The sequence below is a fragment of the Pinisolibacter sp. DMC100 genome (assembly GCF_056313705.1).
The window spans coordinates 1,387,791-1,411,485 of sequence record NZ_JBQUZT010000001.1 but is presented as its reverse complement, the minus strand read 5'-3'; the positions used below and the strand labels follow the sequence as shown (position 1 = coordinate 1,411,485).

Annotated in this window: 27 protein-coding genes; 10 read left to right on the top strand and 17 right to left on the bottom strand. The window is 70.1% G+C overall.

Features of this window, described 5'->3' with window-relative positions:
- Positions 1-11: 11 nt before the first annotated feature.
- Genes hutG through hutI form a run of 3 tightly spaced genes read right to left on the bottom strand, consistent with a single transcriptional unit; the run spans position 12 to position 3,595 of the window.
- The gene (gene hutG / locus ACT541_RS06485; protein WP_476135216.1) at positions 12-827 is read right to left on the bottom strand and encodes an N-formylglutamate deformylase; all 816 of its coding nucleotides are present in this window, start codon (positions 825-827) and stop codon (positions 12-14) included.
- Positions 824-2,380, bottom strand: coding sequence for a histidine ammonia-lyase (gene hutH / locus ACT541_RS06480; RefSeq protein WP_476135214.1), 1,557 nt, complete (start codon positions 2,378-2,380; stop codon positions 824-826). Before hutH ends, hutG begins: the two co-directional genes overlap by 4 nt.
- A 3-nt stretch (positions 2,381-2,383) precedes the next feature.
- Positions 2,384-3,595 carry an imidazolonepropionase gene (gene hutI / locus ACT541_RS06475; protein WP_476135212.1) on the bottom strand — a complete coding sequence of 404 codons (1,212 nt, stop codon included), beginning with the start codon at positions 3,593-3,595 and terminating at the stop codon, positions 2,384-2,386.
- A gap of 110 nt (positions 3,596-3,705) precedes the next feature.
- Between hutI and ACT541_RS06470 the strand changes: the two genes are divergently transcribed.
- Positions 3,706-5,073 (top strand): formimidoylglutamate deiminase, encoded by a 1,368-nt coding sequence (locus ACT541_RS06470; protein ID WP_476135210.1) that lies wholly within the window; start codon positions 3,706-3,708, stop codon positions 5,071-5,073.
- Between the two features lie 3 nt (positions 5,074-5,076).
- Here ACT541_RS06470 and ACT541_RS06465 read toward each other — a convergent pair whose 3' ends face one another.
- Positions 5,077-5,811: a UTRA domain-containing protein gene (locus ACT541_RS06465; RefSeq protein WP_476135209.1), complete on the bottom strand. Its 735-nt coding sequence runs from the start codon at positions 5,809-5,811 to the stop codon at positions 5,077-5,079.
- A 91-nt stretch (positions 5,812-5,902) separates the two neighbouring features.
- Positions 5,903-6,223, bottom strand: a complete 321-nt coding sequence (locus ACT541_RS06460; protein ID WP_476135207.1) for an NIPSNAP family protein — start codon at positions 6,221-6,223, stop codon at positions 5,903-5,905.
- A 215-nt stretch (positions 6,224-6,438) separates the two neighbouring features.
- Here ACT541_RS06460 and ACT541_RS06455 point away from each other — a divergent pair, with 215 nt between their 5' ends.
- The gene (locus tag ACT541_RS06455) at positions 6,439-7,014 is read left to right on the top strand and encodes a DJ-1/PfpI family protein (RefSeq protein ID WP_476135205.1); all 576 of its coding nucleotides are present in this window, start codon (positions 6,439-6,441) and stop codon (positions 7,012-7,014) included.
- 83 nt (positions 7,015-7,097) lie between these two features.
- Complete coding sequence (locus ACT541_RS06450) at positions 7,098-7,427, top strand: ribbon-helix-helix domain-containing protein (RefSeq protein ID WP_476135203.1); 330 nt, start codon at positions 7,098-7,100, stop codon at positions 7,425-7,427.
- A 255-nt stretch (positions 7,428-7,682) separates the two neighbouring features.
- Here ACT541_RS06450 and glyS read toward each other — a convergent pair whose 3' ends face one another.
- Together glyS and ACT541_RS06440 are read right to left on the bottom strand one after the other, a co-directional pair.
- Positions 7,683-9,803, bottom strand: coding sequence for a glycine--tRNA ligase subunit beta (gene glyS, locus ACT541_RS06445; protein WP_476135201.1), 2,121 nt, complete (start codon positions 9,801-9,803; stop codon positions 7,683-7,685).
- Positions 9,804-9,940: 137 nt separating this feature from the next.
- Positions 9,941-10,612, bottom strand: a complete 672-nt coding sequence (locus ACT541_RS06440; RefSeq protein ID WP_476135200.1) for an NAD(P)-dependent oxidoreductase — start codon at positions 10,610-10,612, stop codon at positions 9,941-9,943.
- A gap of 166 nt (positions 10,613-10,778) precedes the next feature.
- On the opposite strand from ACT541_RS06440, the gene ACT541_RS06435 reads away from it, so the two are divergent.
- On the top strand, positions 10,779-11,174 hold the full coding sequence (locus ACT541_RS06435) for a winged helix-turn-helix transcriptional regulator (protein ID WP_476136054.1): 396 nt from the start codon (positions 10,779-10,781) through the stop codon (positions 11,172-11,174).
- Positions 11,175-11,190: 16 nt separating this feature from the next.
- Here ACT541_RS06435 and ACT541_RS06430 read toward each other — a convergent pair whose 3' ends face one another.
- The gene (locus ACT541_RS06430) at positions 11,191-11,625 is read right to left on the bottom strand and encodes a DoxX family protein (RefSeq protein WP_476135198.1); all 435 of its coding nucleotides are present in this window, start codon (positions 11,623-11,625) and stop codon (positions 11,191-11,193) included.
- Between the two features lie 177 nt (positions 11,626-11,802).
- Positions 11,803-12,714 (bottom strand): glycine--tRNA ligase subunit alpha, encoded by a 912-nt coding sequence (locus tag ACT541_RS06425; RefSeq protein ID WP_476136053.1) that lies wholly within the window; start codon positions 12,712-12,714, stop codon positions 11,803-11,805.
- A 216-nt stretch (positions 12,715-12,930) separates the two neighbouring features.
- Between ACT541_RS06425 and ACT541_RS06420 the strand changes: the two genes are divergently transcribed.
- Complete coding sequence (locus ACT541_RS06420; protein ID WP_476135197.1) at positions 12,931-13,263, top strand: hypothetical protein; 333 nt, start codon at positions 12,931-12,933, stop codon at positions 13,261-13,263.
- 107 nt (positions 13,264-13,370) lie between these two features.
- Here ACT541_RS06420 and ACT541_RS06415 read toward each other — a convergent pair whose 3' ends face one another.
- Positions 13,371-13,649, bottom strand: a complete 279-nt coding sequence (locus tag ACT541_RS06415) for a hypothetical protein (protein ID WP_476135195.1) — start codon at positions 13,647-13,649, stop codon at positions 13,371-13,373.
- Positions 13,650-13,929: 280 nt separating this feature from the next.
- On the opposite strand from ACT541_RS06415, the gene ACT541_RS06410 reads away from it, so the two are divergent.
- Positions 13,930-14,256, top strand: coding sequence for a hypothetical protein (locus tag ACT541_RS06410; RefSeq protein ID WP_476135193.1), 327 nt, complete (start codon positions 13,930-13,932; stop codon positions 14,254-14,256).
- A gap of 84 nt (positions 14,257-14,340) precedes the next feature.
- Here the strand turns inward: ACT541_RS06410 and ACT541_RS06405 are convergent, their stop codons facing one another.
- Entirely contained in the window at positions 14,341-15,282 is a 942-nt protein-coding gene (locus ACT541_RS06405; RefSeq protein ID WP_476135192.1) for a uracil-DNA glycosylase, read from the bottom strand.
- A 325-nt stretch (positions 15,283-15,607) separates the two neighbouring features.
- Here ACT541_RS06405 and ACT541_RS06400 point away from each other — a divergent pair, with 325 nt between their 5' ends.
- On the top strand, positions 15,608-17,284 hold the full coding sequence (locus ACT541_RS06400; protein ID WP_476135190.1) for an electron transfer flavoprotein-ubiquinone oxidoreductase: 1,677 nt from the start codon (positions 15,608-15,610) through the stop codon (positions 17,282-17,284).
- Positions 17,285-17,341: 57 nt separating this feature from the next.
- Here the strand turns inward: ACT541_RS06400 and ACT541_RS06395 are convergent, their stop codons facing one another.
- Together ACT541_RS06395 and ACT541_RS06390 are read right to left on the bottom strand one after the other, a co-directional pair.
- Positions 17,342-18,001, bottom strand: a complete 660-nt coding sequence (locus ACT541_RS06395; protein WP_476135188.1) for a DedA family protein — start codon at positions 17,999-18,001, stop codon at positions 17,342-17,344.
- A 74-nt stretch (positions 18,002-18,075) separates the two neighbouring features.
- The gene (locus ACT541_RS06390; RefSeq protein WP_476135187.1) at positions 18,076-18,762 is read right to left on the bottom strand and encodes a glycosyltransferase; all 687 of its coding nucleotides are present in this window, start codon (positions 18,760-18,762) and stop codon (positions 18,076-18,078) included.
- A 163-nt stretch (positions 18,763-18,925) separates the two neighbouring features.
- Here ACT541_RS06390 and ACT541_RS06385 point away from each other — a divergent pair, with 163 nt between their 5' ends.
- The 3 genes from ACT541_RS06385 to ACT541_RS06375 are packed head-to-tail and all read left to right on the top strand — an operon-like array spanning position 18,926 to position 21,226.
- Entirely contained in the window at positions 18,926-20,056 is a 1,131-nt protein-coding gene (locus ACT541_RS06385) for a PA0069 family radical SAM protein (protein ID WP_476135185.1), read from the top strand.
- 11 nt (positions 20,057-20,067) lie between these two features.
- On the top strand, positions 20,068-20,511 hold the full coding sequence (locus ACT541_RS06380; RefSeq protein ID WP_476135184.1) for a VOC family protein: 444 nt from the start codon (positions 20,068-20,070) through the stop codon (positions 20,509-20,511).
- Positions 20,498-21,226, top strand: a complete 729-nt coding sequence (locus tag ACT541_RS06375) for a ribonuclease HII (protein ID WP_476135182.1) — start codon at positions 20,498-20,500, stop codon at positions 21,224-21,226. Before ACT541_RS06380 ends, ACT541_RS06375 begins: the two co-directional genes overlap by 14 nt.
- A gap of 159 nt (positions 21,227-21,385) precedes the next feature.
- Here the strand turns inward: ACT541_RS06375 and ACT541_RS06370 are convergent, their stop codons facing one another.
- The 4 genes from ACT541_RS06370 to ACT541_RS06355 all read right to left on the bottom strand — a co-directional run bounded on the left by ACT541_RS06370 (position 21,386) and on the right by ACT541_RS06355 (position 23,593).
- Positions 21,386-21,877 (bottom strand): F0F1 ATP synthase subunit B family protein, encoded by a 492-nt coding sequence (locus tag ACT541_RS06370; protein ID WP_476135181.1) that lies wholly within the window; start codon positions 21,875-21,877, stop codon positions 21,386-21,388.
- Between the two features lie 10 nt (positions 21,878-21,887).
- A complete protein-coding gene (locus ACT541_RS06365; RefSeq protein WP_476135180.1) occupies positions 21,888-22,430 on the bottom strand; it encodes a F0F1 ATP synthase subunit B in 543 nt (180 codons plus the stop codon).
- A 121-nt stretch (positions 22,431-22,551) separates the two neighbouring features.
- Positions 22,552-22,776: a F0F1 ATP synthase subunit C gene (locus tag ACT541_RS06360; protein ID WP_131311877.1), complete on the bottom strand. Its 225-nt coding sequence runs from the start codon at positions 22,774-22,776 to the stop codon at positions 22,552-22,554.
- 58 nt (positions 22,777-22,834) lie between these two features.
- A complete protein-coding gene (locus ACT541_RS06355; RefSeq protein ID WP_476135178.1) occupies positions 22,835-23,593 on the bottom strand; it encodes a F0F1 ATP synthase subunit A in 759 nt (252 codons plus the stop codon).
- Positions 23,594-23,695: the final 102 nt, after the last annotated feature.

The window sequence follows — 23,695 nt, the reverse complement described above, 5'->3', positions numbered from 1 at the left end:
CGCAGGCCCCGTCACCCCCGCGCGAAAGCGAGCGCGCCCGCGAGCACGCTGCGCAGGGTGTCGGCGACGGGTTCGGCCCAGGTCTCGTCGAAGGACGGCGGCCAGTTGGTCGGATCGATCGCCACCGGCTCGCGCAGGTAGCCCCGCATCGCCAGTTCCATCTGGATGGCATGGACGCCCGTCTCGGGCCGGCCGCGGCTGCGGGTGATCCAGCCGCCCCTGAACCGACCGTCGACGACATGGCCGAGGTTGCTCGCCGCGCAAGGGGCGGCGACCGCCGCGGTCAGCGCCGGATCGCAGGCCACCCCGCCGTTGGTGCCGATGTTGAACTGCGGCAGACGGCCGTCGAAAAGGCGCGGGATCGTCGAGCGGATCGAGTGGCAGTCGTAGAGGACGACGCGCTCGTGGAGCACGCGGAGCCGCGCGATCTCGCCGTCGAGGGCGGCGTGCCACGGGTCGAACCAACGGGCGCGACGCTCTTCGATCTCGGCGGCGTCGGGCTCGGCGCCGGGGGAATAGAGCGGTTCGCCGTCGAAGGTCTCGGTCGGGCAGAGGCCGGTCGTCATCTGGCCCGGATAGAGCGAGGCACCCGACGGATCGCGGTTGAGGTCGATCACCGAGCGCGACACGGTCGTGCCGATCAGCGCCGCGCCGAGCGAGCGGGCGAAGGCATAGAGCCGATCGACGTGCCAATCGGCGTCGCGCCGGGCGCGCCAGGGCGAGACGAAGCGATCGTCGAGGCCGGCGAGGCCGGTGCCGGCGTGCGGGAAGGTCAGGATCAGCGGCGCCGTGCCGCGCTCGATCGTGACGAAATCGGCTTCGGTCATGGCGCCACGTCCAGTTCGGGGAGATCCACGGAGGCGGCGGCGGCCTCGATCGTGCCGTCGAGGATCATCGCCGTCGCCGCGGCGATGTCGGGGGCGAAGAAGCGGTCGTCGTCGAGCGTCGGCACGCGGGCGCGCACCGCGGCGCGGACGCGCTCGAGCACCGGGCTCGAGGTGAGCGGCGCGTGGAAGTCGCAGCCTTGCGCGGCGGCGAGCAGCTCGATCGCCAGCACGTTCGCCACGTTGCGCACCATGCGATGCAGCCGATAGGCGCCGTGGGCGGCCATCGAGACGTGGTCTTCCTGATTGGCCGAGGTCGGGATCGAATCGACGCTCGCCGGATGGGCCATCTGCTTGTTCTCGGAGACCAGCGCCGCCGCCGTCACCTGCGGGATCATGAAGCCGGAGTTCAGCCCCGGCCGCGGCGTGAGGAAGGCCGGCAGGCGCGACAGCACCGGGTCGACCAGCAACGACACGCGGCGTTCGGCGATCGAGCCGATCTCGCACAGTGCCAGCGCGACGATATCGGCGGCGAAGGCGACCGGCTCGGCGTGGAAGTTGCCGCCGGAGATCGCCTCGGGCCGGCCGTCGGCATCGACGAAGATCAGCGGATTGTCGGTGACGCCGTTCGCCTCGCGCTCCAGCGTCACGGCGACGGAACGCAGGATGTCGAGGGCGGCGCCCATCACCTGCGGCTGGCAGCGCAGGCAATAGGGGTCCTGGATGCGGTCGTCGCCGGTGCCGTGGCTGGCCCGAATGGCGGAGCCGGCCATCAGCGCGCGCAGCGTCGCCGCCGTCTCGATCTGGCCGGGGTGGCGGCGCAGGCTCTGGATGCGTATGTCGAAGGGACCGTCGGAGCCCTTGGCCGCGTCGGTCGTCAGTGCGCCCACCACCAGCGCGGCGCGCAGCACCCGCTCGGCGCCGAAGAGGGCGTGGAGGGCGTTGGCGGTCGAGAACTGGGTGCCGTTGAGGAGCGCCAGACCCTCCTTCGGCCCGAGCACGACGGGCGCGAGGCCGGCACGCGCCAGCGCGTCCGCCGCCGCCATCCGCTCGCCGCGGAAGAAGGCCTCGCCGACGCCGATCATCGCCGCCGTCATGTGGGAGAGCGGCGCGAGATCGCCCGAGGCGCCGACCGAGCCTTGGGCCGGGACGAGCGGCAGCACGTCGCGCGCCAGCATCGCCTCGAGCAGGCGGGCGGTCTCGAGCCTCACGCCCGAGGCGCCCTGACCGAGATTGGCGAGCTTCAGCGCCATCATCAGCCGGACGATCGCCGGGGCGAGCGGTTCGCCGACGCCGGAGGCGTGGCTGATCACCAGATTGCGCTGGAGTTGCTCGAGATCGGCGTCGTCGATCCGGACCGAGGCGAGTTTGCCGAAGCCGGTGTTGATGCCGTAGACCGGCGCGCCGGCGGCGACGATCGCAGCGACCGCCCGCGCCCCCGCCTCGATCGCCGGCACGGCGGAGGCATCGAGCGAGACCGCGGCGCCGGCCGAGACGGCGCGCCATTCGGCGAGCGTCACGTTGCCGGGTACGAGGGTCACGGAGTTCGTCGTCATGGGTCACCGTCCGTTGCGGATGCGTGCGTGAAGGGGAAGGGCGCCGAGCGCCTCGACGAGGGCGGCGAGGCTCTCGACCGACCAGATCGCCAGATCGCAGGCCTTGCCGGCCTCCAACGTGCCGATCGTGTCCGCCCGCCCCAGCGCGCGGGCGGCGTGGCGGGTGACGCCGAGGAGGCATTCCTCGACCGTCAGGCCGAAGCGCACCGCGGCAAAGTTCATGGCGAGCAGCAGCGAGGTCATCGGCGAGGTGCCGGGGTTGCAGTCGGTCGCAACCGCCATCGCCACGCCGTGACGGCGGAAGGCCGCGATCGGCGGCAGGCGTGTCTCGCGCAACATGTGGAAGGCGCCCGGCAGCAGCACCGCGACCGTCCCGGCCGCCGACATGGCCGCCGCGCCGGCCTCGCCGGTCCATTCGAGATGATCGGCCGAGAGCGCCGCAAACCGCGCCGCGAGCCCGGCGCCGCCGAGGTTCGACAGTTGGTCGGCATGGAGCTTCACCGGCAGGCCGGCGCGCGTCGCGGCTTCGAAGACGCGGGCGACTTCGTCGGGCGAGAAGGCGATCGTCTCGCAGAAGGCATCGACCGCATCGATCAGCCCTTCGCCGGCGAAGGCCTCGATCATGGCGACGACGGTGTCGAGGTACGCCGTCTTGTCGCCCTTTGCCTCCGGCGGCAGGGCGTGGGCGCCGAGGAAGGTGGTGGCGACGCCGACGTCGCGGATCGCGCCGAGCCGGCGGGCGGCCTCGAGCATGCGTCGCTCGGCGGCGGGTTCCAGTCCATAGCCGGACTTGATCTCGACCGTGGTGACGCCGTCGGCGATCAGCCGATCGAGGCGCGGCAGGCTCTCGGCGACGAGGGTGTCGAGGCTCGCCGCCCGCGTCGCCCGCACCGTCGCGGCGATGCCGCCGCCGGCGGTGGCGATCTCGGCATAGGTCGCGCCCTCGAGCCGGGCCTCGAACTCACGCGCGCGGTTGCCGGCATGGACGAGATGGGTGTGGCAGTCGATCAGGCCGGGGGTGATCCAGCGGCCGTCGCAGTCGACGGTCGACGTGGCCTTCAGATCCGCCGGCAAATCGGCGCGCGGTCCGACGAAGGCGATGCGGCCGGCCCGCGCGGCGACGGCGCCGTCGGCGATCACACCGAGGCCCGACCGATCCGCCGCCATGGTGGCGAGGCGGGCGTTGATCCAGAGCGTGTCGACGTCGAAGGCCATGGGCATGCCGCCGGTTGGAGGACATCCGATTTCAATCGATCAGGACCTTGCTCCGGGTCGCCGCTTCTGTCAATATGTCTAGACATAATATTCGCGAGAGGACGCCGACGATGGAGACCGCGATCTTCGAACGGGCTCTGACGCCGCAGGGCTGGCGCGACGACGTCCGCGTCTCCTGGCGGGACGGCCGCATCGTCGCGGTCGCCCCCGGCGCGGAGGCGGGCGAGGCGCCGCGCGTCGCCGGCGTCATGGTGCCGGGCGTCGGCAATCTTCATTCCCACGCCTTCCAACGCGGCTTCGCCGGCCTCGCCGAGCGGCGCGGGTCGGGGGCGGAGGATCACTTCTGGACCTGGCGCGAGGCGATGTACCGCTTCGCCCTCGCCATGACGCCGGAGCACCTCGCGGCGCTCGCGGCGATGGCGCAGGTCGAGATGATGGAGAGCGGTTTCACCGCCGTCGCCGAGTTCCACTATCTCCACCACGCCGCCGACGGCCGGCCCTACGACGAGCCGGCGGAAATGGCCTTCGCGGTGGCGCAAGCGGCGGCGGCGACCGGGATCGGCCTGACGCTGCTGCCGGTCTTCTATGCCCACGGCGGCTTCGACGACCGGCCGACCGGACCGGGCCAGCGGCGCTTCGCCAGCGATCTCGACCTCTTCGCCCGACTGCACGAAGGCGCCGCCCGCGCCGTGGCGCCGCTCGCCGGGGCCTGCGTCGGCATCGCACCGCATTCGCTCCGGGCGGTGAACGGGCCGGAGCTCGCCGCGCTGCTGGCGGCCCATCCGGCCGGGCCGGTGCACATCCACGTCGCCGAGCAGGTGGGCGAGGTCGAGGACTGCCTCGCCGCGACGGGGCGGCGGCCGGTCGAACGGCTGTTCGATCTGGCCGAGGTCGACGCGCGCTGGTGCCTCGTCCATGCGACCCACGTGACGGACGAAGAGATCGGCCGCATCGCCGCTTCGGGCGCGGTCGCCGGCCTCTGCCCGATCACCGAGGCCGATCTCGGCGACGGGGTCTTCCCCGCCGTCGATTTCCGCGCCCGTGGCGGTCGCTACGGGGTCGGCAGCGATTCCAACGTGTTGATCTCGCTGCCGCAGGAGCTGCGTCTGCTGGAACAGAGCCAACGCCTCGTCGATCGCGCCCGCAACCGCCTCGCCGAGCCGCCGCGGTCGACCGGGCGCTCTCTGTTCGACGCGGCGCTCGCCGGCGGCGGGCGGGCGCTGGGGCGGGGGCTGAGCGGGCTCACCGTCGGCGCCGCCGCGGACTTCGTGGTGCTCGACGCCGACCACCCTGCCCTCTTCGGCCGCCGCGACGATGCGGTGCTCGACGCCTGGATCTTCGCGTCGGCGACGAACCCGGTCCGCGCCGTATGGGCCGCGGGCCGGCAAGTGGTCACCGACGGCCGCCACGTCGCCCGCGGGCAGGTCGAGGCGGCGCATCGGCGCACGGTCGAGGCACTGGCGGAGATGGCCGGGTGAGGCTCACCCTGCACCCGAGCGAAACCGGCCGACGAGGCGACGCTTGTCGCCGGGGTGGACGAAGCGCGCCCAGGTGATCGGCACGCCGTCGCGCCAGGTGCGGCGCTCCACCACCAGACAGGCGGTGCCGGTCTTCACCGTCAGCAAGGCCGCCGTCTCGCGGCTCGCGCCTTCGGCCGAGATGACGTGCTCGGCGTCCGACCACGGCACGTGGGCGAGCAGCCAGGCGCTCGGCGGGCGGGTGGCGAAGGGCTCGTCCGCCGCTTCCGGCACGGCGGCGAGATTGATCAGCCGTTCCTCGATCTGCAGCGCCGCGCCGTCCGACATGTGGCGGACGAGGAGGCGCAGCACCGGCGCGCCCTCGTCGAGGCCGAGGGGGGCGGCTTCCGGGTCGTCGGGCTCGAGGCGGGCGCGGTCGAGGATCTCGAAACCGTAGGTGCCGCCGAGCCGTTCGACCTCGGCGACGATGTCCCAGATCTCCAGCAGCGGCCGCTCCGGCGGGCGATCGGCGACGACTGTGCCGGCGCGCTTCTTCCGCGTGACGATGCCCTCCGCGGCGAGGCTGCCGAGCGCACGGTTCACCGTCATGCGGGCGGCGCCGTAGCGCTCCATGATCTCGAGTTCCTTCGGGATCTTGGCGTGCGGCTTCCAACGGCCGTCGCGGATCGGCTCGAGCAGGGCTCGGCGGATCTGCTGCCAGAGCGGCCCACGGCCGTCGAGGTCTCCGAGTTGCTGCATGCGTCGCGTCGCCGTTGCCGTGACGACCCGAAGGGCTTTCGAATCGCGCTGCGATCGTCGCCCATCGGGTCGGTCGATGGCAAACGGCGCCTCACTTCACCGGCGAGAAGGCGGTGGGCGACAGGATGCGGTTCTCCATGTCGACCAGCACGTCGGCCTCGGCCATCGCCTTCAGATAGACGGCGAAGGCCGGATCGGCGGCCATCTCCTTGCGGCGCGCTTCGCGGTCGGCCTGGCTGTCGAAGCCCCACATGTGGACCACCGTGTTGAGCCGCCCCTCGAGGCCGGTGTACCAGCCGAGGCAGCGGCCGAGATACTTCTGCTGCAGCGGCCAGGCGAGCGTCTCGTAGATGGCGACGAAGTCGGCGACGCGGCCGGGCTTGCAGGTGTAGATGCGCAGGTCGACGATCATGGGGCTGCTCCTCGGCTCGTGCCGCGACATTGGCGGGATCGAGCGAGACTAGCGGATTCGCCAACCGCGGTGGGCGCGGGCCTCGAATGGCTCGGCCGCGCGGCGCGCGTAGTAGCGGAGTGTTACCCGACCGTCGCGGTTTCGGCCGATGCTCTCCACAACCCTCCGGCCGTCTCCCCCCGAGACGGCGACAGAGAGGGTACGGGAGAGATGTCATGTCCAAGAAGATCCTGTTCCTCGTCGGCGACTTCGTCGAAGACTACGAGGCGATGGTGCCGTTCCAGACGCTCGCCGCGGTCGGCCATTCCGTCCATTCGGTCTGTCCGGGCAAGAAGGCGGGCGAGAGCATCGCCACCTCGATCCACGACTTCGAAGGCCAGCAGACCTATTCGGAGAAGCGCGGCCACAACTTCGCGATCAACGCCGACTTTCCGGCCTCGCACGAGGGTTGGGACGCGCTGGTCGTTCCGGGCGGTCGCGCGCCGGAATATCTCCGCCTCGACGCCGGGGTGATCGCGCTCGTCCAGGGCTTCGCCAAGGCCGGCAAGCCGATCGCCGCGATCTGCCACGGCGCCCAGATCCTCGCGGCGGCCGGGGTCATCGGCGGACGCAAGGTCTCGGCCTATCCGGCCTGCGCGCCGGAGGTCAGGCTCGCCGGCGCCGAATATGCCGACATCGCCATCGACGGCGCCTACACCGATGGTAATCTGGTGACGGCGCCCGCCTGGCCCGCCCATCCGGCATGGATGGCGCAGTTCCTGGCGGTGCTCGGCACCCGCATCGCGCACTGAGGCGGGGCCGTGGCCGAGCGCCGGGACGAGAGATCCCCTCGAGGGGACGTGTTCCGGCGCGGTTCGGGAGGAGACCGAAACCGATGTGCCATGTCTTCGCATCCACCGATCCGGCACTGTTCGAGCCGGCGACGCGCTCCGTGCGCATCGCCGGCGTCGTCACCAGCCTGCGTCTCGAGGCCGCCTTCTGGCGGATCGTCGACGACATCGCCCGCGCCTCAGGACTCACGACCGCGCGGTTCCTCTCCACGCTCCACGACGAGGTGGTGGAACTGCGCGGCGAGGTCGGCAACTTCGCCTCGCTGCTGCGGGTGATCGCGCTCAGATGGGTCTCCGGCGAGGTCAACGGCGTCGCCGATCCCGGCGTCTTCGCGCGGCCGGCGGCGCTGGCAGCCTTCGTCGCGGATGCGTGAGGCGGAGTGCGTCCTCGATTCCGTGCGGACTGGATTCCGTGCGCGATGCTTCGAGACGCGGGCCTCCGGCCCGCTCCTCAGCATGAGGCGCTATTCATATTCGAAACAATTACAGACGCCTCATGCTGAGGAGGGCGACCTTCGGGCGCCCGTCTCGAAGCATCGCGCACCCGCGCACAGAACCTGCCGCAGCCCGAAAACGCAAAGAGCCCGCCGGATCGCTCCGACGGGCTCTCGATGTTCGTGTCCGCTCGATCAGCCGATGCGCGAGAAATCCGCGACGGTGGCGCAGGCGGCGCGGATGGCGGCGAGCAGCTTCAGCCGGTTCTCGCGCACGCCCTTGTCGTCGGCGTTGACGAGGATGCCGTCGAAGAAGGCGTCGACCGGACCGCGCAAGCCGGCCAGCGCCGTCATGGCGGCGGCGAAGTCCTCGCCGGCCACGGCCTTGGCGGCGGCGGCGGTCGCGGTCTCGACCGCGGCGGCGAGCGCCTTCTCGGCCGGCTCGGCGAGGAGCGCCGCGTCGATCGCGCCCGAATAGGCGCGACCGTCCTTCTTCTCCTCCTTGTCGAGGATGTTGGCGGCGCGCTTGTAGCCGGCGAGCAGCGAGGCACCGTCCTCGGTGGCGAGGAAGGCGCCGAGCGCGTCGACGCGCTTCACCACGAGGACGAGGTCGTCCTGCGGGTTCTCTGCGGTGCCGAGCGCGAAGACGGCGTCGACGAGGTCGTGACGCGCACCCTGGTCGCGCAGCTGCACCTTGAGGCGATCGGCGAAGAAGGCGAGGAGGTCGGCGGCGATGCCGTCGCCCGATTTCGGCAGGGCGGTGAGCGCGGTGGCGAAGGCGGGCACCAGCTTCAGCCGCACGCCACCCTCGAGCAGGATGCGGATCACGCCCAGCGCGGCGCGGCGCAGCGCGTAGGGGTCCTTGGAGCCCGTCGGCTTTTCGTCGATCGCCCAGAAGCCGGTCAGCACGTCGAGCTTGTCGGCGAGCGCGACGGCGATCGACACCGGGTCGGACGGCACGCGGTCGGACGGACCCTGCGGCTTCCAGTGATCCTCGATCGCCGCGGCGACCTCGACCGGCTCGCCCTGAGCCATCGCATAGGTGCGGCCCATCAGGCCCTGGACCTCGGGGAACTCGCCGACGACCTCGGTCATGAGGTCGGCCTTGGCGAGCTCGGCGCCGCGGCGCGCCTTGCCGACGTCGGCGCCGACCAACGGCGCCAGTTCGCCGGCCAGCCGGATCAGACGATCGACGCGCGCTCCTTGAGTGCCGAGCTTCTCGTGGAAGACCACGTTCAGCGCGCGCAGCTTGGCCAGACGCTGGTCGAGGATCTTGCCGGCGTCCTTGTAGTCCGGCAGGTCGGCGAGGTCGGTGTGGAAGAAGTGGCGGGCATCCGACAGGCGGGCGCGGATGACGCGGCCGTTGCCGGCGACGATCTTCTTGCCGCCGTCCTTGGCCTCGAGGTTCGAGACCAGCAGGAACTTGTTGGCGAGCTTCTGGTCGATGTGATGCGAGCGCAGCACGAAGCACTTCTGATTGGCGCGGATGGTGGCGCGGATCACCTCCGACGGAACCTCCAGGAACTCCTCCTCGAAGGTGCCCATCAGCGTCACCGGCCATTCGACCAGACCGGCGACCTCGTCGAGCAGGCCGTCGTCCTCGACCAGCTCGAGCCCCTGCGCGAAGGCGAGCGACTTGGCGTCCTCGAGGATGATGTGCTTGCGGCGCTCGGTGTCGAGAATGACCTTGGCGTTCTGCAGCTTCTGGACATAGTCGTCGAAGCGCTTCACCGAGAACGGCGCGGGCGCCAGGAAGCGATGGCCGCGGGTGATGTTGCCGGCATGGATGCCGTCGACCTCGAAGGGGACGATCTCCGGCTCTTCCAGATCGGTGCCGAAGGTGCAGACGATCGAGTGGAGCGGACGCACCCAGCGCAAGCTTCCCGAACCCCAGCGCTGCGACTTCGGCCAGGGGAAGGCGCGGATCGTCGCCGGCACCAGTTCGGCCAGCACGTCGATCGCCTTGCGGCCGGGCTTCACCGTCTCGGCGACGTAGTAGTCGCCCTTCTTGTCGGAGACGACGGTCGCCTGGTCGAGCGAGGCGAGGCCGGCGCCCTTGAGGAAGCCCTGGATCGCCTGATCGGGGGCACCGACGCGCGGGCCCTTCTTCTCCTCGCGCACGTCGGCGCCCTTGGCGGGCACGCCGACGACGTGCAGCGTCAGGCGGCGGGGCGTCGCATAGGCGCTGGCGCCCTCGTAGTGCAGGCCCGCGGCGACCAGCCCGTCGGTGATCATCTTCTTCAGATCCTCCGACGCCTTCTTCTGCATGCGGGCGGGGATCTCTTCGGAGAACAGTTCGAGAAGCAGTTCGGGCATGGTCGGCTCTGGTCCGGCTCGGAAAACGGGTCGCGTCGAGGCATAGAGCCGGGGCGCGACGGTGTCCAGCCCGAGACGCGCGAAAGGCCGGATCGCTCCGGCCTTTCGGTTGCTTCGAGGCGCCATCCGAGGCGCCGTCAGGCGGCCGCGACGGTGAAGCGGACGCGGATGTGCGCCGGCTTCTCGATCTCGTCGAGGATCGCCACCGCGAGGTCGGCGCGCGAGATCGTCGCGGGGGCGGGGCCGGCGAAGAGGACCTCGTCCTTGCCGACGCGGTACTTGCCCGTGCGCGGGGCATCGGCGGCCGGGTCGTAGGGGCCGTAGCCGGCGGGCGGCGACAGGAAGGTCCAGTCGAGGCCGTTGCCGGCGCGACCGGCGACATAGTCGGAATGGATATCACGGGCGGCCGAGGCGGCGGCGCGGACGAAGTCGGGGAACTCCGGCGTGTCGACCAGCTGCACGCCCGGTGCGACGAAGAGCGAGCCGGCACCGCCGACCACCAGCAGGCGCTTCACGCCCGAGGCGATCACGCCGGCGTCGATCGCCTTGGCGCCGACGGTGAACTTGGGCGCGATCTCGGGATCGGTCCAGCCGGGATTGAAGGCGGAGATCACGGCATCGGCGCCCTTCACGGCAGCCGCGACGGAAGCGGCGTCGTAGGCATCGGCCTTCACCACGGTCAGGCCGGCGCGCGGGGTGAGCTTGGCCGGATCGCGGGCGAGCGCCACCACGGTGTGGCCGCGCGACAGGGCTTCTTCCAGGACGGGGGCGCCGACGAAACCGGTGGCGCCGATCAGGGCGATCTTCATGCTGGATCCTCCTTCGGATCTAGGGACGGCACGATCGAAGGGTAGTTCGATTGTGCGATCAGGTTACGAATGGTAACTTGATGGCATGAAGTGACTTCACGCGGAAGGACGCATGTTCATGAATGCAAGGCACCCAGAGGGAACCGCCCCGGTCGGCGACCGCTCGATGGCCGAGATCCGGGTGATCGCCGGCGTGACCGGTCCGGTCGCCGACGCGCGCGTGCTCTGCCCGGTCCGCGACGTGCTCGATCGGCTGGGGGATGCCTGGAGCGTCCTCGTCATCCTGCGGCTCGGCGACGGGCCGCTGCGCTTCAACGCGCTGAAGCGGGCGGTCGGGGCGATCTCGCAGCGGATGCTGACGGTGACGCTCCGCAGCCTCGAGCGCGACGGACTGATCAGCCGCACCGTCCGGCCGACCAACCCGCCGCAGGTGGAATATGCCCTGACCGACCTCGGTCACTCGCTCGCCGGACCGATCGGGGCGCTCGCCGACTGGGCCGTCACCCGACAGGCCGAGATCGGCGAGAACCGCCGCCGCTTCGACGCGGCGGCGGAGCTGTGAGCGGCGATCGCCGCGATCACTCGGCCGCGGCGGGGACCGGGGCGGCGGCGAAGCGGGCACGCAGCACCGGCATCCATTCCTTGGTGGTGATGGCGAGGCAGATCAGCGCCCAGAAGATCGGGTATTCGAAGCCGCCCTTGTTCCACAGCCACTTGAAGCCGCCGACCTCGAACAGCGCCGCTGCCGCGACGAAGAGCGCGCCGGCCGCCGCGGGTGCCGCGAAGCGGGTGAAGAGGCCGAGCACCAGGCAGAGGCCCGACAGTCCTTCGACCGCCGCCGCCAGCCAGAGGAAGAACTCCGGCGCCGGGAAACCCGCCTTGGTGAAGAAGCCGAGAATGGCGGCGTGGTCGACGAACTTGCCGGCCACGTGCGGGAACATGAAGAGCCCGGCCGTGATGCGGACGATGTTGTCGCCGTCGGTGAGATCGTAACGCGAAAGATCGATGGACATGGTTTTCTCCTCGTCGATGGGACGATGAGACCATCGACGGCGGCGAAGAGCCTTGATCTGATTTCGCGAAGATCGGCGCACTCATCGTTCGACGATGGGAAACACCCTACGAGAAAACCGAAACGCCGCGCTCGGGGGAGCGCGGCGTTCGAAGATCCGTGTCGGTCGGGGTGCGCCTCACGCGGCGCCGCCGCCGGCGGTGGCCAGCCAGGCCTTGCCGCAGGCCTTGGCGAGTTCGCGGACGCGCAGGATGTAGCTCTGGCGCTCGGTCACCGAGATGACGCCGCGGGCGTCGAGCAGGTTGAAGACGTGGGAGGCCTTGATGCACTGGTCATAGGCCGGCAGCGCCATCAGGTGACGCTTCTCCTCCGGCGTCTCCCAACCGGCGGCGAGATACTTCTTCGCCGCGGCTTCGGCCATGCGGAACTGCTCGAAGAGCATGTCGACGTCGGCATGTTCGAAGTTGTGGCGGGAATACTCCTGTTCGGCCTGCAGGAAGACGTCGCCGTAGGTGACCTTCTCGTGGCCGTCGCGGCCGTTGAAGTTGAGGTCGTAGACGTTGTCGACGCCCTGCACGTACATGGCGAGGCGCTCGAGGCCGTAGGTCAGCTCACCCGAGACGGGCGAGCACTCGAAGCCGGCGACCTGCTGGAAATAGGTGAACTGCGACACTTCCATGCCGTCGCACCAGCATTCCCAGCCGAGACCCCAGGCGCCGAGCGTCGGGCTCTCCCAGTCGTCCTCGACGAAGCGGATGTCGTGGGTCGCCGCGTCGACGCCGATCGCCGCGAGGGACTTCAGGTAGAGGTCCTGGAGGTCGGCGGGCGACGGCTTCAGGATCACCTGGAACTGGTAATAGTGCTGCAGCCGGTTGGGGTTCTCGCCGTAGCGGCCGTCCTTGGGGCGGCGCGAGGGCTGGACATAGGCGGCGCGCCACGGCTTGGGGCCGAGCGCGCGCAGCGTCGTCGCCGGATGGAAGGTGCCGGCGCCGACCTCCATGTCGTAGGGCTGGAGAACCACACAGCCGTAATCCGCCCAGAAGCGCTGGAGGGTGAGGATCAGCCCCTGGAAGGAGCGATCGGGGCGCATGTGGGCGGGCGTGTCGGAAGCGATCATGGGGCCAATCCGGGGAGAAAATCGTGCCGGACCCTAGCCATCGGCGGCGGCTCGCGTCAACCGACATCGCGCCCCTCGATTTTTTTCCATTCGTTTCCATCTTTATGTGAACCGGCTCGCGGGCCGCAACGACAGACGAGCAAGAACGGCTCGATGGTCGGGCCGGTGAGAGAACCCGGGGAGGTTCCCATGTCCAACGCGATCCGCAACAGCTTCGTCGCCCTCGCTGCCATCCTCGCCGTCGCCGGTACCTCGTTCGAGGCTCAGGCTCAGCGCGCGGCCGTCAGCCGCAGCACTCCGTCCACCACCGGCTCGACCGGCACCGACGGCGGTGGCGGCGGCGGTCAGGTCATGCTGCTCGGCCAGCCGGGCAACTGCCCGCCCACCATCGCCTGCGCGCCGAACCAGCCGCGCGAGCCCGAGCGTCCGCGGACGCCGAAGCACTCCCGCGCCAAGCAGATCTGCGACGTCGCCACCATCAACAGCACCGGCGAGCGCGTCCGGCACTGCATCGATCGTTGAGATCGATCGCACCCTGCTCGCGGCTTCGGCCATGACGACGAAAGAGGCCCCGCGCGTTGCGCGGGGCCTCGTGCGTTTCGGGAGCACCGATGGCGGTCGGGGCGCCCTCAGGCGCGCGAATAGGCCTTCGAGGCGTCCTGCGACGAGACGTTGGGCCGCGACGTGGCCTCTTCCTGGGCCGCGACGAGGCGGCCGATGGCGGTCGAGTCGAGCTTCTCGGCGGCGACCTCGGAGGCCGTCCGGGGCAGCCAGTCCTGGGACCCGCCGGCGTCGCCGTCGACCGATGCGGTCGCAGCCTCGGCGACACGCGCGGAAGCCGCGGTCTCGCGCGCGGCGCGGACGGGCTGGATGACGTTGAAAGAAGAACCGACGGACGAGATGGACATGACCCGACCTCCCTAGTCTTGCCTCCCTTGTTCCCGACTGGACATGATCGGCCCCGTCTCTTGCGGATCGCTTGCCGGATTATTTCGAATTATTTCCAAACGTCGTACCGCTTGCACAATCGTCGCGAATACGCAATCAAGTACCTCAAACAAAAGTATATTAGTTAACGCTTTATGTATAAATACACATTGAATTCAGTAGTAATCGAGAGCATCTACGCGTCATGCCTCGATGAAGACTCCGTGCGTAGTGACGGGTCCGAGGCAGAAGGAGGCGTCCATGTTCACGACGCTCCGCAAAAACATCGGCATGACGGTTCTTCTCTCGACACTCGCGTTCAGCGGCAGTGCCTATGCCGACGGCGACCTCATCCCCTTCGGAACCATGGGCAACTGCGCGGCCGGTCAGACCTGCACGGTCGGCGTGGTCTACTTCCTGGGCTTCGGCGGCTCGGGCGGCGGCCTCGGCGGCGGTGGCGGCGGCTTCGCCAGTGCCGGCGAGCAGAAGCCGGCCCCGCCGGCGCACCACGGCGGCCCCGGTCATCACGGTCATCATGGCCACGGCGGCCACCATGGCCATCGCGGCGGCGGGGGCATGGACAACTGATCCGCCCCCCCTCGCGCATGACGCGGATCCGGGCCGGAGGGCGACCTCCGGCCCGGATAGCGTTTCGGCAGCCGACGACGGACTTCAGCCGAAGGAATCGAGCCGGCGGCGAATGGCGAGGAGATCGCGCCAGGCGAAACGCTTCTGCGCCGGCTGGCGCAGCAGATAGGCCGGATGCAGCGTCGGCATGGCCGGGATCTCGCCGGTCGAGGTGGCATAGGAGAGCCAACGTCCGCGCAGGCGGGTGATGCCGAGCGTGGTGCCGGTCAACGCCGCCGCCGAGGCGCCGCCGAGGAAGACCAGCACCTCGGGGGCCACCAGTTCGATCTGCCGCATGACGAAGGGCTTGCAGATCTCGGTCTCCTGCGGCGTCGGCGTGCGGTTGCCCGGCGGGCGCCAGGGCACGACGTTGGCGATGTAGACCTCGGAGCGCTTCATGCCGATCGCCGCCAGCATGCGGTCGAGCAGATGGCCGGAGCGGCCGACGAAGGGGATGCCCGCCTCGTCCTCGTCGCGGCCGGGCGCCTCGCCGACGAACATCACGCGGGCGCCGGCGGCGCCGTCGGAGAAGACGAGCCGACGGGCGGTGAGGCGCAGATTGCAGCCCTCGAAACGCTCCATCGCCTCGCGCAGCGCCTCGAGACTCGGGGCGCGGGCGGCCAGTTCGCGCGCGGCGACGACGCCGGCATCGCCGGGCACCGCGGCGCCGAGGCTCGGCCGGGCGACCGGCTGGGCCGGCGGCTCGAAGCGGCGCTCGGCGGCGGGCGGCGGCATGCGCGAGCGGTCGGGGGCGGTGCGATCGGGCGCAGGCGCGGCCGTCTCGGCCGCCGCGGCATCGGGACGCGGGGCGGGGCGGCCGGCGAAACGCTCGGCGACGGCGGCGGCGCGTTGCCGACGCTCCTCGGCCTCGCGCGCCGTTTCGGCGAAGCGATCGACCGGATCGTCGCCCAGGCAGACGTCGACGCCGACGGCCGAATACCAATCGACCAGCGCGACGAGTTCGGCGTGGGAGAGGGGCGACGGCATGGGGATGCGGCGACTTTCCCAATACGACACTTTCTTCTGCCTTGGCGGAAGGTTCGAAAGCGTCTAAGTGGTCTTCGGAGCCTGCGGCTGCGCGCGAGCGCGGAATCCCGGGCATGATAGACCGTGGATCGCCGTCACGCGATACCGCGGCACGGACGGGACGGAATTTTCGCGGCGCCGATCGCCGGCCGTCCCCCGAAAAGAGGGCATGCGGCGGCGACGTCGCGAGGGGCGGGCATCGACGTCGGGGGGCCGGCGACGAGGTCCGTTCGGGGAGATCGCAGCGCGGGCAGGCCCCGCGCCGAGCTTTGAGGAGTTTCGAGGAATGAGCGCGGCAGCCGAGCTTCCCGAGCGGGAGAGCATGGAATTCGACGTGGTGATCGTCGGTGCGGGCCCTGCGGGCCTCGCCGCCGCCATTCGCCTGAAGGAGATCGCCGCCGAGAAGGGCGAGGAAATCTCCGTCGTGGTGCTCGAGAAGGGCTCCGAGGTCGGCGCCCACATCCTCTCCGGCGCCGTGGTCGATCCGATCGCCGTCGATCGCCTCGTTCCGGGCTGGCGCGAGGAGGCGGATCATCCGTTCAAGACCCCCGTCACCGAGGACCAGTTCCTGGTGCTGACGCCGGGCGCGAGCATCCGCCTGCCCAACTTCGCCATGCCGAAGCTGATGAACAACCACGGCAACTACGTCGTCAGCCTCGGCAACGTCTGCCGCTGGCTCGCGGCCAAGGCCGAGGCGCTGGGCGTCGAGATCTATCCGGGCTTCGCCGCCTCCGAGATCCTCTACGACGATGCGGGCGCGGTGATCGGCGTCGCCACCGGCGACATGGGCGTCGGCCGCGACGGCGAGCCCAAGGACAGCTTCACTCGCGGCATGGCGCTGCTCGCCAAGTACACGCTGATCGGCGAGGGCGTGCGCGGCTCGCTCGCCAAGCAGCTGATCGCCAAGTACCAGCTCGACAAGGATGCCGACGTGCCGAAGTTCGGCATCGGCATCAAGGAGCTGTGGCAGGTCGATCCGGCGAAGCACAAGCCGGGCCTCGTCCAGCACTCCTTCGGCTGGCCGCTGGATCTCAAGACCGGCGGCGGCTCGTTCCTCTACCACATCGAGGACAATCAGGTCGTCGTGGGCTTCGTGGTCCATCTCAACTACGAGAACCCCTACCTGTCGCCCTTCGAGGAGTTCCAGCGCTTCAAGACGCATCCGAAGATCCGCGGCGTCTTCGAGGGTGGCAAGCGCATCGCCTACGGCGCGCGCGCCATCACCGAGGGCGGCTGGCAGTCGGTTCCCAAGGTGTCGTTCCCGGGCGGCGCGCTGATCGGCTGTTCGGCCGGCTTCCTCAACGTGCCGCGCATCAAGGGCAGCCACAACGCCATGCTGTCGGGCATGCTGGCGGCGGAGAAGATCGCCGAGGCGATCGCCGCGGGCCGCGCCCACGACGAGCCGATCGAGTTCGAACGCGCCTGGCGCAGCTCCGACATCGGCAAGGACCTGAAGAAGGTCCGCAACGTCAAGCCGCTGTGGTCGAAGCTCGGCACCATTCTCGGCGTGTCGCTCGGCGGTCTCGACATGTGGACCAACGAGCTCTTCGGCTTCTCGCTGTTCGGCACGCTGAAGCACGGCAAGACCGATGCGGCCTCGCTGAAGCCGGCGGCGGAATGCACGCCGATCGTCTATCCGAAGCCCGACGGCAAGATCTCCTTCGACCGGCTCTCCTCGGTGTTCCTGTCGAACACCAACCACGAGGAGGATCAGCCGATCCACCTGAAGCTCGCCGACCCGGCGTTGCAGAAGTCGTCCGAGCTCGGCACCTTCGCCGGTCCGTCGACGCGCTACTGCCCGGCGGGCGTCTACGAGTGGATGGAGAAGGACGGCGACATGACCTTCGTGATCAACGCGCAGAACTGCGTCCACTGCAAGACCTGCGACATCAAGGATCCGAACGGCAACATCACCTGGACGACGCCGGAAGGCGCCGGTGGGCCGAACTATCCCAACATGTGATCGACGCCGATCGAGACGACACAGAGCGCCCGGGGGAGACCTCGGGCGTTTCGCGTTTCAAGGCTCGCCGGCACCCTCCCCCACACCCCGTTTGAGCAGACGCGGCAGCAGGCGGCGGGCGACCAGCACGGTGCCGACCAGCACCACCAACAGTGCCGCCGCCACGGCGATCGCCGCCTCGCGGTCGCCCTCGCCGAAGAGCTTCCAGGCCCAGGCGCCCATCGAGCCCGGCGCGATCAGGACCGGGATCCACAGGATCGCCGAACCGAAGTTGGCGATCTGGAAGGGGATCACCGGCATCGCCGACATGCCGGCGACCGTCGGCACGCTGGCGCGCAGGGGGCCGATGAAGCGGCCGATCAGGATCGCCGTCCAGCCCCAGCGGGCGAAGACGTTGCGCGCCGCCGCCAGTGTCTCGGGATGGCGCGAGAACGGCCAGATGCGCTCGACGTGCGGCCCGAGGCGCAGGCCGACCCAATAGGAGATCGCGTCGCCCAGCGCCGCGCCGAGCGCGCCGCCGATCCAGATGTCGAGGAAGGGCAGTTGCCCGGTGCCGATCAGGGCGCCCGCCGCCATCATCACGCCGGTCGCCGGGACCAGCACGCCGACGACGACCAGCGATTCGCCGAAGGCCATCAGGCCGAAGACGAGACCCGCCCAGGCCTGGTTGCGCTCGACGAAGGCGAGAAGATCTGTGAAGGCCTGCGCGATGTCCATGGCCTCATGATCGCAGAGAGATCATGGCGACGTCGAGACGGACGCCCGAAAGATCCGATCGATCGGACCGCGGCTCAGCGATCGGCCGACAGTCCGTCCGGTCCGACCGGCAGGCCGACCGCCGCCAGCGCCAGCGCCGCGAGGCCGGCGGCCGAGGGCACCGAGGCGCCGCCGCTCGCCGGCGGCAGCACGACCGCCTCGACCCGCAGCACGCGCCGCGTCGTCCGGCCGAGCGCCGCGACGAGGGCGCGGTGATCGCCGCGGCCCGCCGCCCTGACCGCCTTCTCCAGCCGGTCGCGCGCCACCAGCAGGCCCTGCTCGCGCAAGGGGGAGCCGAAGAGGCGCTGCGACAGGGTGACGAGGTGTTCGGCGAGGCGGGCGCGCCAGTCGAAGTCGTCCCAGGCGAGGCGGAAGACGGCGACGGTGTCGTCGGCGCGTCCGGTGCGCTCGACCCGGTCGACGAAGCTCGCCGCCTCGCGGAACCAGTCGCCGTCGAGGAAGACGTCGGGCGGCAGGATCAGGAACCACGGCGCCCGCCGCGCCGCCGCCACGCCCGCCGCGACCCGGCCGGCCCAATCGGCCGGCCCGTCGACCAGCGTGCAGCCGGCGGCATCGGCGACGATGCGGGTACCGTCGGTCGAGGCGTGATCGACCACGATCACCTCGCGCACCACGCCCTCGGCCGCCGCCGCCACCAGCGACGACAGCGTGCGGGCGAGGCCCTCCTCGGCGTTTCTCGTCGGAATGACGACGGACAACATGGGCTCGACGACCTCGTCCCCGGCGGATCGCCCCCGCGATCGCCATTTTCGCAGATCCGTCATACACGCGCGCGGCGCCGCCTGCCAGCGCGGGAAAGCCGCGGGCGGGCACAGGATGAAGGATGTTCTTGTCTTGTTCTCGCTTCCGACGCATGATCGGGGCATGAATCGGATCGAGCCCACGCCCCCCTCCCCCGTTGCCGCCGGCGTCTCGGCGGAAGGCGCCGTCGTCGCCGATCGGCGGCGCGGGCGCGGCGCGACCGCCAATGCCTCGGGCCGCTACGAGCGCGAGCGGCGCGAGGCCTTCGACGACGGTTGGGGCGATCTCGACGATCTGCCGGCCTTCGCCACCACCGTGACGATCGAGAAGCCGAAGACGATCATCACGCGGAATTCGTCGCCGGACATCGGATTCGACCGCTCGATCAACCCCTATCGCGGCTGCGAGCACGGCTGTTCCTACTGCTATGCCCGGCCGACCCATGCCTACATGGGCCTGTCGCCGGGGCTCGACTTCGAGAGCCGCCTCTTCGCCAAGCCCGACGCGGCGCGGCTGCTCGAGCGCGAGCTCGCGGCGCCCGGCTATCGGCCGAAGCCGATCGCGCTCGGCACCAACACCGATCCCTATCAGCCGATCGAACGGCGCTGGCGGATCACCCGCGAGGTGCTGGAGGTGCTCGCCCGCACCGACCATCCGGTGACGATCGTCACCAAGTCGGCGCTGGTCGCTCGCGACATCGACATTCTGGCACCGATGGCGGCCAAGGGCCTGGCGCGGGTGGCGATGTCCGTCACCTCGCTCGACCGCCGCCTGTCGCGCTCGATGGAGCCGCGGGCGTCGAGCCCGGAGAAGCGGCTCGCTGCACTGAAGGCGCTGTCGGAGGCCGGCATTCCGACCGGCGTGCTGGTCGCGCCGATCATTCCGGCGCTGAACGATCCCGAGATCGAGGCGATCCTCGAGGCGGCGGCCGCCGTCGGGGTCGGCGAGGCGGGCTGGGTGCTGCTGCGCCTGCCGCTCGAAGTCACCGAAATCTTCAAGGGCTGGCTCGTCGAACACCATCCCGACCGCTATCGTCACGTCCTGTCGATCCTGCGCGCCATGCGCGACGGCAAGGACTACGACGCGGCCTGGGGGCGGCGGATGCGGGGCAGCGGGCCCTACGCCGACCAGATCCGTCGCCGTTTCGAACTGGCGCTGAAGCGGCTCGGCATCGCCAAGCCGAAACGCGACGCGCTCGACTGCACACGGTTTCGCCAGCCGGAAGTCGCCGGCCGGCAACTGTCGCTGTTCTGAAGGAGATCCCGATGTCGATCCGCCTGTCGATCGTCACCCTCGGCGTCGCCGACGTCGCCCGGGCGACCGCCTTCTATGTCGCGCTCGGCGCGCGGGTGGGCGCGGCGAGCAACGAACACGTCACCTTCTTCGACATGAACGGGGTGATCCTCGCCCTCTACGGTCGCGCCGCGCTGGTCGACGACGCGGCGGTGGCCGCCGACGGCACCGGCTTTTCCGGCATCACGCTCGCCTGGAACCGCGACAGCCGCGAGGCGGTCGATGCCGGGCTGACGCAAGCCATCGCGGCCGGCGGGCGGCTGGTGAAGCCGGCGAAGGACGTCTTCTGGGGCGGCTATTCCGGCTATTTCGCCGACCCCGACGGCCACCTCTGGGAGGTCGCCCACAATCCGTTCTTTCCGATCGATGCCGAGGGCGTCACCCGCCTGCCGGAGGGCGATCATGGCGAAGCGTGAGGCGAAGGCGAAGGTCGCCACGACGGCGGGGCCGGACGATTCGCTGGAGCGTGCCCATGGCGCACCCGGCTCGCGGATCGCCGGCGTCGACGAGGCGGGGCGCGGACCGATCGCCGGGCCGGTCGTCACCGCCGCCGTGGTGCTCGACTGGGCCCGTGTGCCGGCGGGGCTGAACGATTCGAAGAAGCTGACGGCGGCCAGGCGCGAGGCGCTGTTCGAGGCGATCCTCGCCGACCACGGCGTGGCGATCGCGCTCTCCTCGGTCGAGCGGATCGACGGGACCGACATCCGCGCCGCGACGCTCGACGCCATGCGGCGGGCGGTGAAGGGGCTCGCGGTGCCGCCCGACCACGTGCTGATCGACGGCATCGACGTGCCGCCGGGCCTGCCGTGTCCCGGCACGGCGGTCGTCGAGGGCGACGCGCGGTCGCTCACCATCGCCGCCGCCTCGATCGTCGCCAAGGTGTTGCGCGACCGGCTGATGGAGAAGGCGGGGGCCGAGCATCCCGGCTACGGGCTCGAGCAGCACAAGGGCTACGGCACCGCCGACCACATGGCGGCCCTCGCCCGTCTCGGCGCGACGCCCCTCCATCGCCGCAGCTTCGCCCCGGTCGCCCGCGCCCTCGGCCTGCCGCCGAAGGAGAAGCCGACGCCCAAGGCGAGACCCGCGCGGCCGAAGACCGCGGGCGGGTCGCAGGGCGATCTCTTCGGGTGAGGTGGCGCGCCGGGCCCTGCGGGGGCCGGAGACGAAGCATTGCGCATCATGGCTCGGAACCGGGTATCTCGAACGCCTTCCCCCCTCACCGCCCCCGCCAACGAAAAACCCGCGCCTCTCGCGAGACGCGGGTCGAATTCGTTGCGAAGTGCTGCCGGCTCAGTTGAGCTTGGCGGCGACCTCGGCGATGCCCTTGGCGACCAGCACGTCACCCGACGGGCCGGCGACCTTGGCGGCCATCAGCTTCTCGGCGGCGGCGACCGCGAGGTCGGTGGCGCGCGAGCGGACTTCCGCCACCGCCTGGGCTTCCGCCTGGGCGATCTTGGATTCGGCCGCCTTGGTACGGCGGGCGATCAGATCCTCGAGCGCCTTTTCGGCCTCGGTGGTGGCGAACTCGGCCTGAGCCTTGGCTTCGGCCACGATCGACTGGGCTTCGAGTTCGGCGTCGGCGGCCTTCTGCTTGTAGGCAGCGAGCAGCGCGCCGGCTTCCTCGCGCAGGCGCTTGGCCTCGGCGAGTTCGGCCTCGATCGCGGCGACCTTGCCGTCGAGCGCGGCGCCGATCTTGCCCGGAACCTTCAGGGCGACGATGACGCCGAAGAAGATGAGAAGCGAGATGAAGGCCCAGAGAGAGGCGAGAGACGTCGCGTCCATGAGTTTCTCCTCACTTCGCCGCGGCGACGGCAGCGGCGATCTCGTCACGCGAGACACCGTCACCGATCAGCGACGAGACCAGGGCTTCGGCGGTGTCGACCGCGATGCCGTCGACCTCGGCGAGCGCCTTGGTCTTGATGTCGGCGATGCGGCTCTCCGCCTCGGCGATCTTGGCGGCGAGCCCGGTCTCGGCATCGGCGCGCTTGGCGTCGATCGAGGCGGTCAGCGCCGCACGGGTTTCGGAGGCGATCTCCTGGGACTTCTTGCGAGCCGTCGCCAGCGAGGCTTCGTAGGCGGCGCCGGCCGCTTCCGAATCCGCCTTGAGGCGGTTCGCCTCCTCGAGGTCGGCGGCGATCTTGCCGTGACGCGTCTCGAGGATGCCGCCGATGCGCGGCAGAGCGACCTTGGCCATCAGCACGTAGAAGAGGCCGAAGGTGATCGCGAGCCAGAGGAGCTGCGAGGCGAAGGTCGAGCTGTCGAACGGGGGGAAGGCCCCGCCGTGCTGCGCGCCGCCGTGCTGCACCTCTGCCGTGGTGTGGACTTGTTCCGCCATCTCGACCGTCCTGGGATGAACCGAAGTCACCACCGCCGGGAAGACGGCGGCAGTGGGGTCGCATGCGTCACCGGCCGCCCGACGGACGGCCGGTGAACCCGAATTCGTGCGTCTTCGCCGATCAGGCGAAGAGCAGGATCAGGGCGACGAGGAGCGAGAAGATGCCGAGAGCTTCGGTCACGGCGAAGCCGAAGATCAGGCGGCCGAACTGGCCGTCGGCAGCCGCCGGGTTGCGCAGCGCGCCGGCGAGGTAGCTGCCGAAGATGGTGCCGAGACCGATGCCAGCACCGGCCATGCCGAGGGTGGCGATACCGGCGCCGAGGTACTTTGCAGCTTGCGGATCCATCTGAATGCTCCTTCGGGTAGTCGACTGTTGGGATGGGTACTTCCGCGATCTCCCGGCCTCAGTGGCCGGGGTGGATCGCGTCGTTCAGGTACATGCAGGTCAGAACGGTGAAGACGTAGGCCTGCAGGAAGGCGACCAGGAACTCGAGCGCGGTCAGCGCCACCGCCATGGCGAGCGGCAGGACCGAGCCGACCATGCCGACGGTGCCGGCGGCCGAGAGCGTCACGACGAAGCCCGCGAAGACCTTCAGCGTGATGTGGCCGGCCAGCATGTTGGCGAAGAGACGAACCGAGAGGCTGATCGGACGAGAGAGAAACGAGATGATCTCGATCATCGTCACCAGCGGGATCAGGGCGCCCGGCACGCCCGACGGCACGAAGAGGCCGAAGAAGTGGAAGCCGTGCTTCCAGATGCCGTAGACGATCACGGTACCGATGACCAGGATCGCCAGGGCGAAGGTCACGATGATGTGGGAGGTGATCGTGAAGAAGTAGGGGACCATGCCCAGCAGGTTCGCGACCAGCACGAACATGAAGAGCGAGAACACCAGCGGGAAGAACTTCATGCCGGCCTTGCCCGCGGCGTCGCGCAGCGTGCCGGCGACGAAGGAGTAGGCCATCTCGGCGACGAGCTGCCAGCGGTTCGGCACCAGCGAACGACCCGACGAGGCGAGCACCAGGAACGCCGTCGCCACGATCACCGTCACCGCCATGAACAGCGACGAGTTGGTGAAGGACACGTCGTAGTGGCCCACCTGGATCGGAAGGATCTTGGTGATGTGGAACTGATGGATCGGATCGACCTTGTCGGCTGCCACCTGTCAGTCTCCGCTTCTTTCGTCCCGGCCGAACCGGCCGAACCCCGCCCGCGCATCACGCGCCAACTGCCCGCGGGCTCACGCCCTCGGACCCTCGATTCC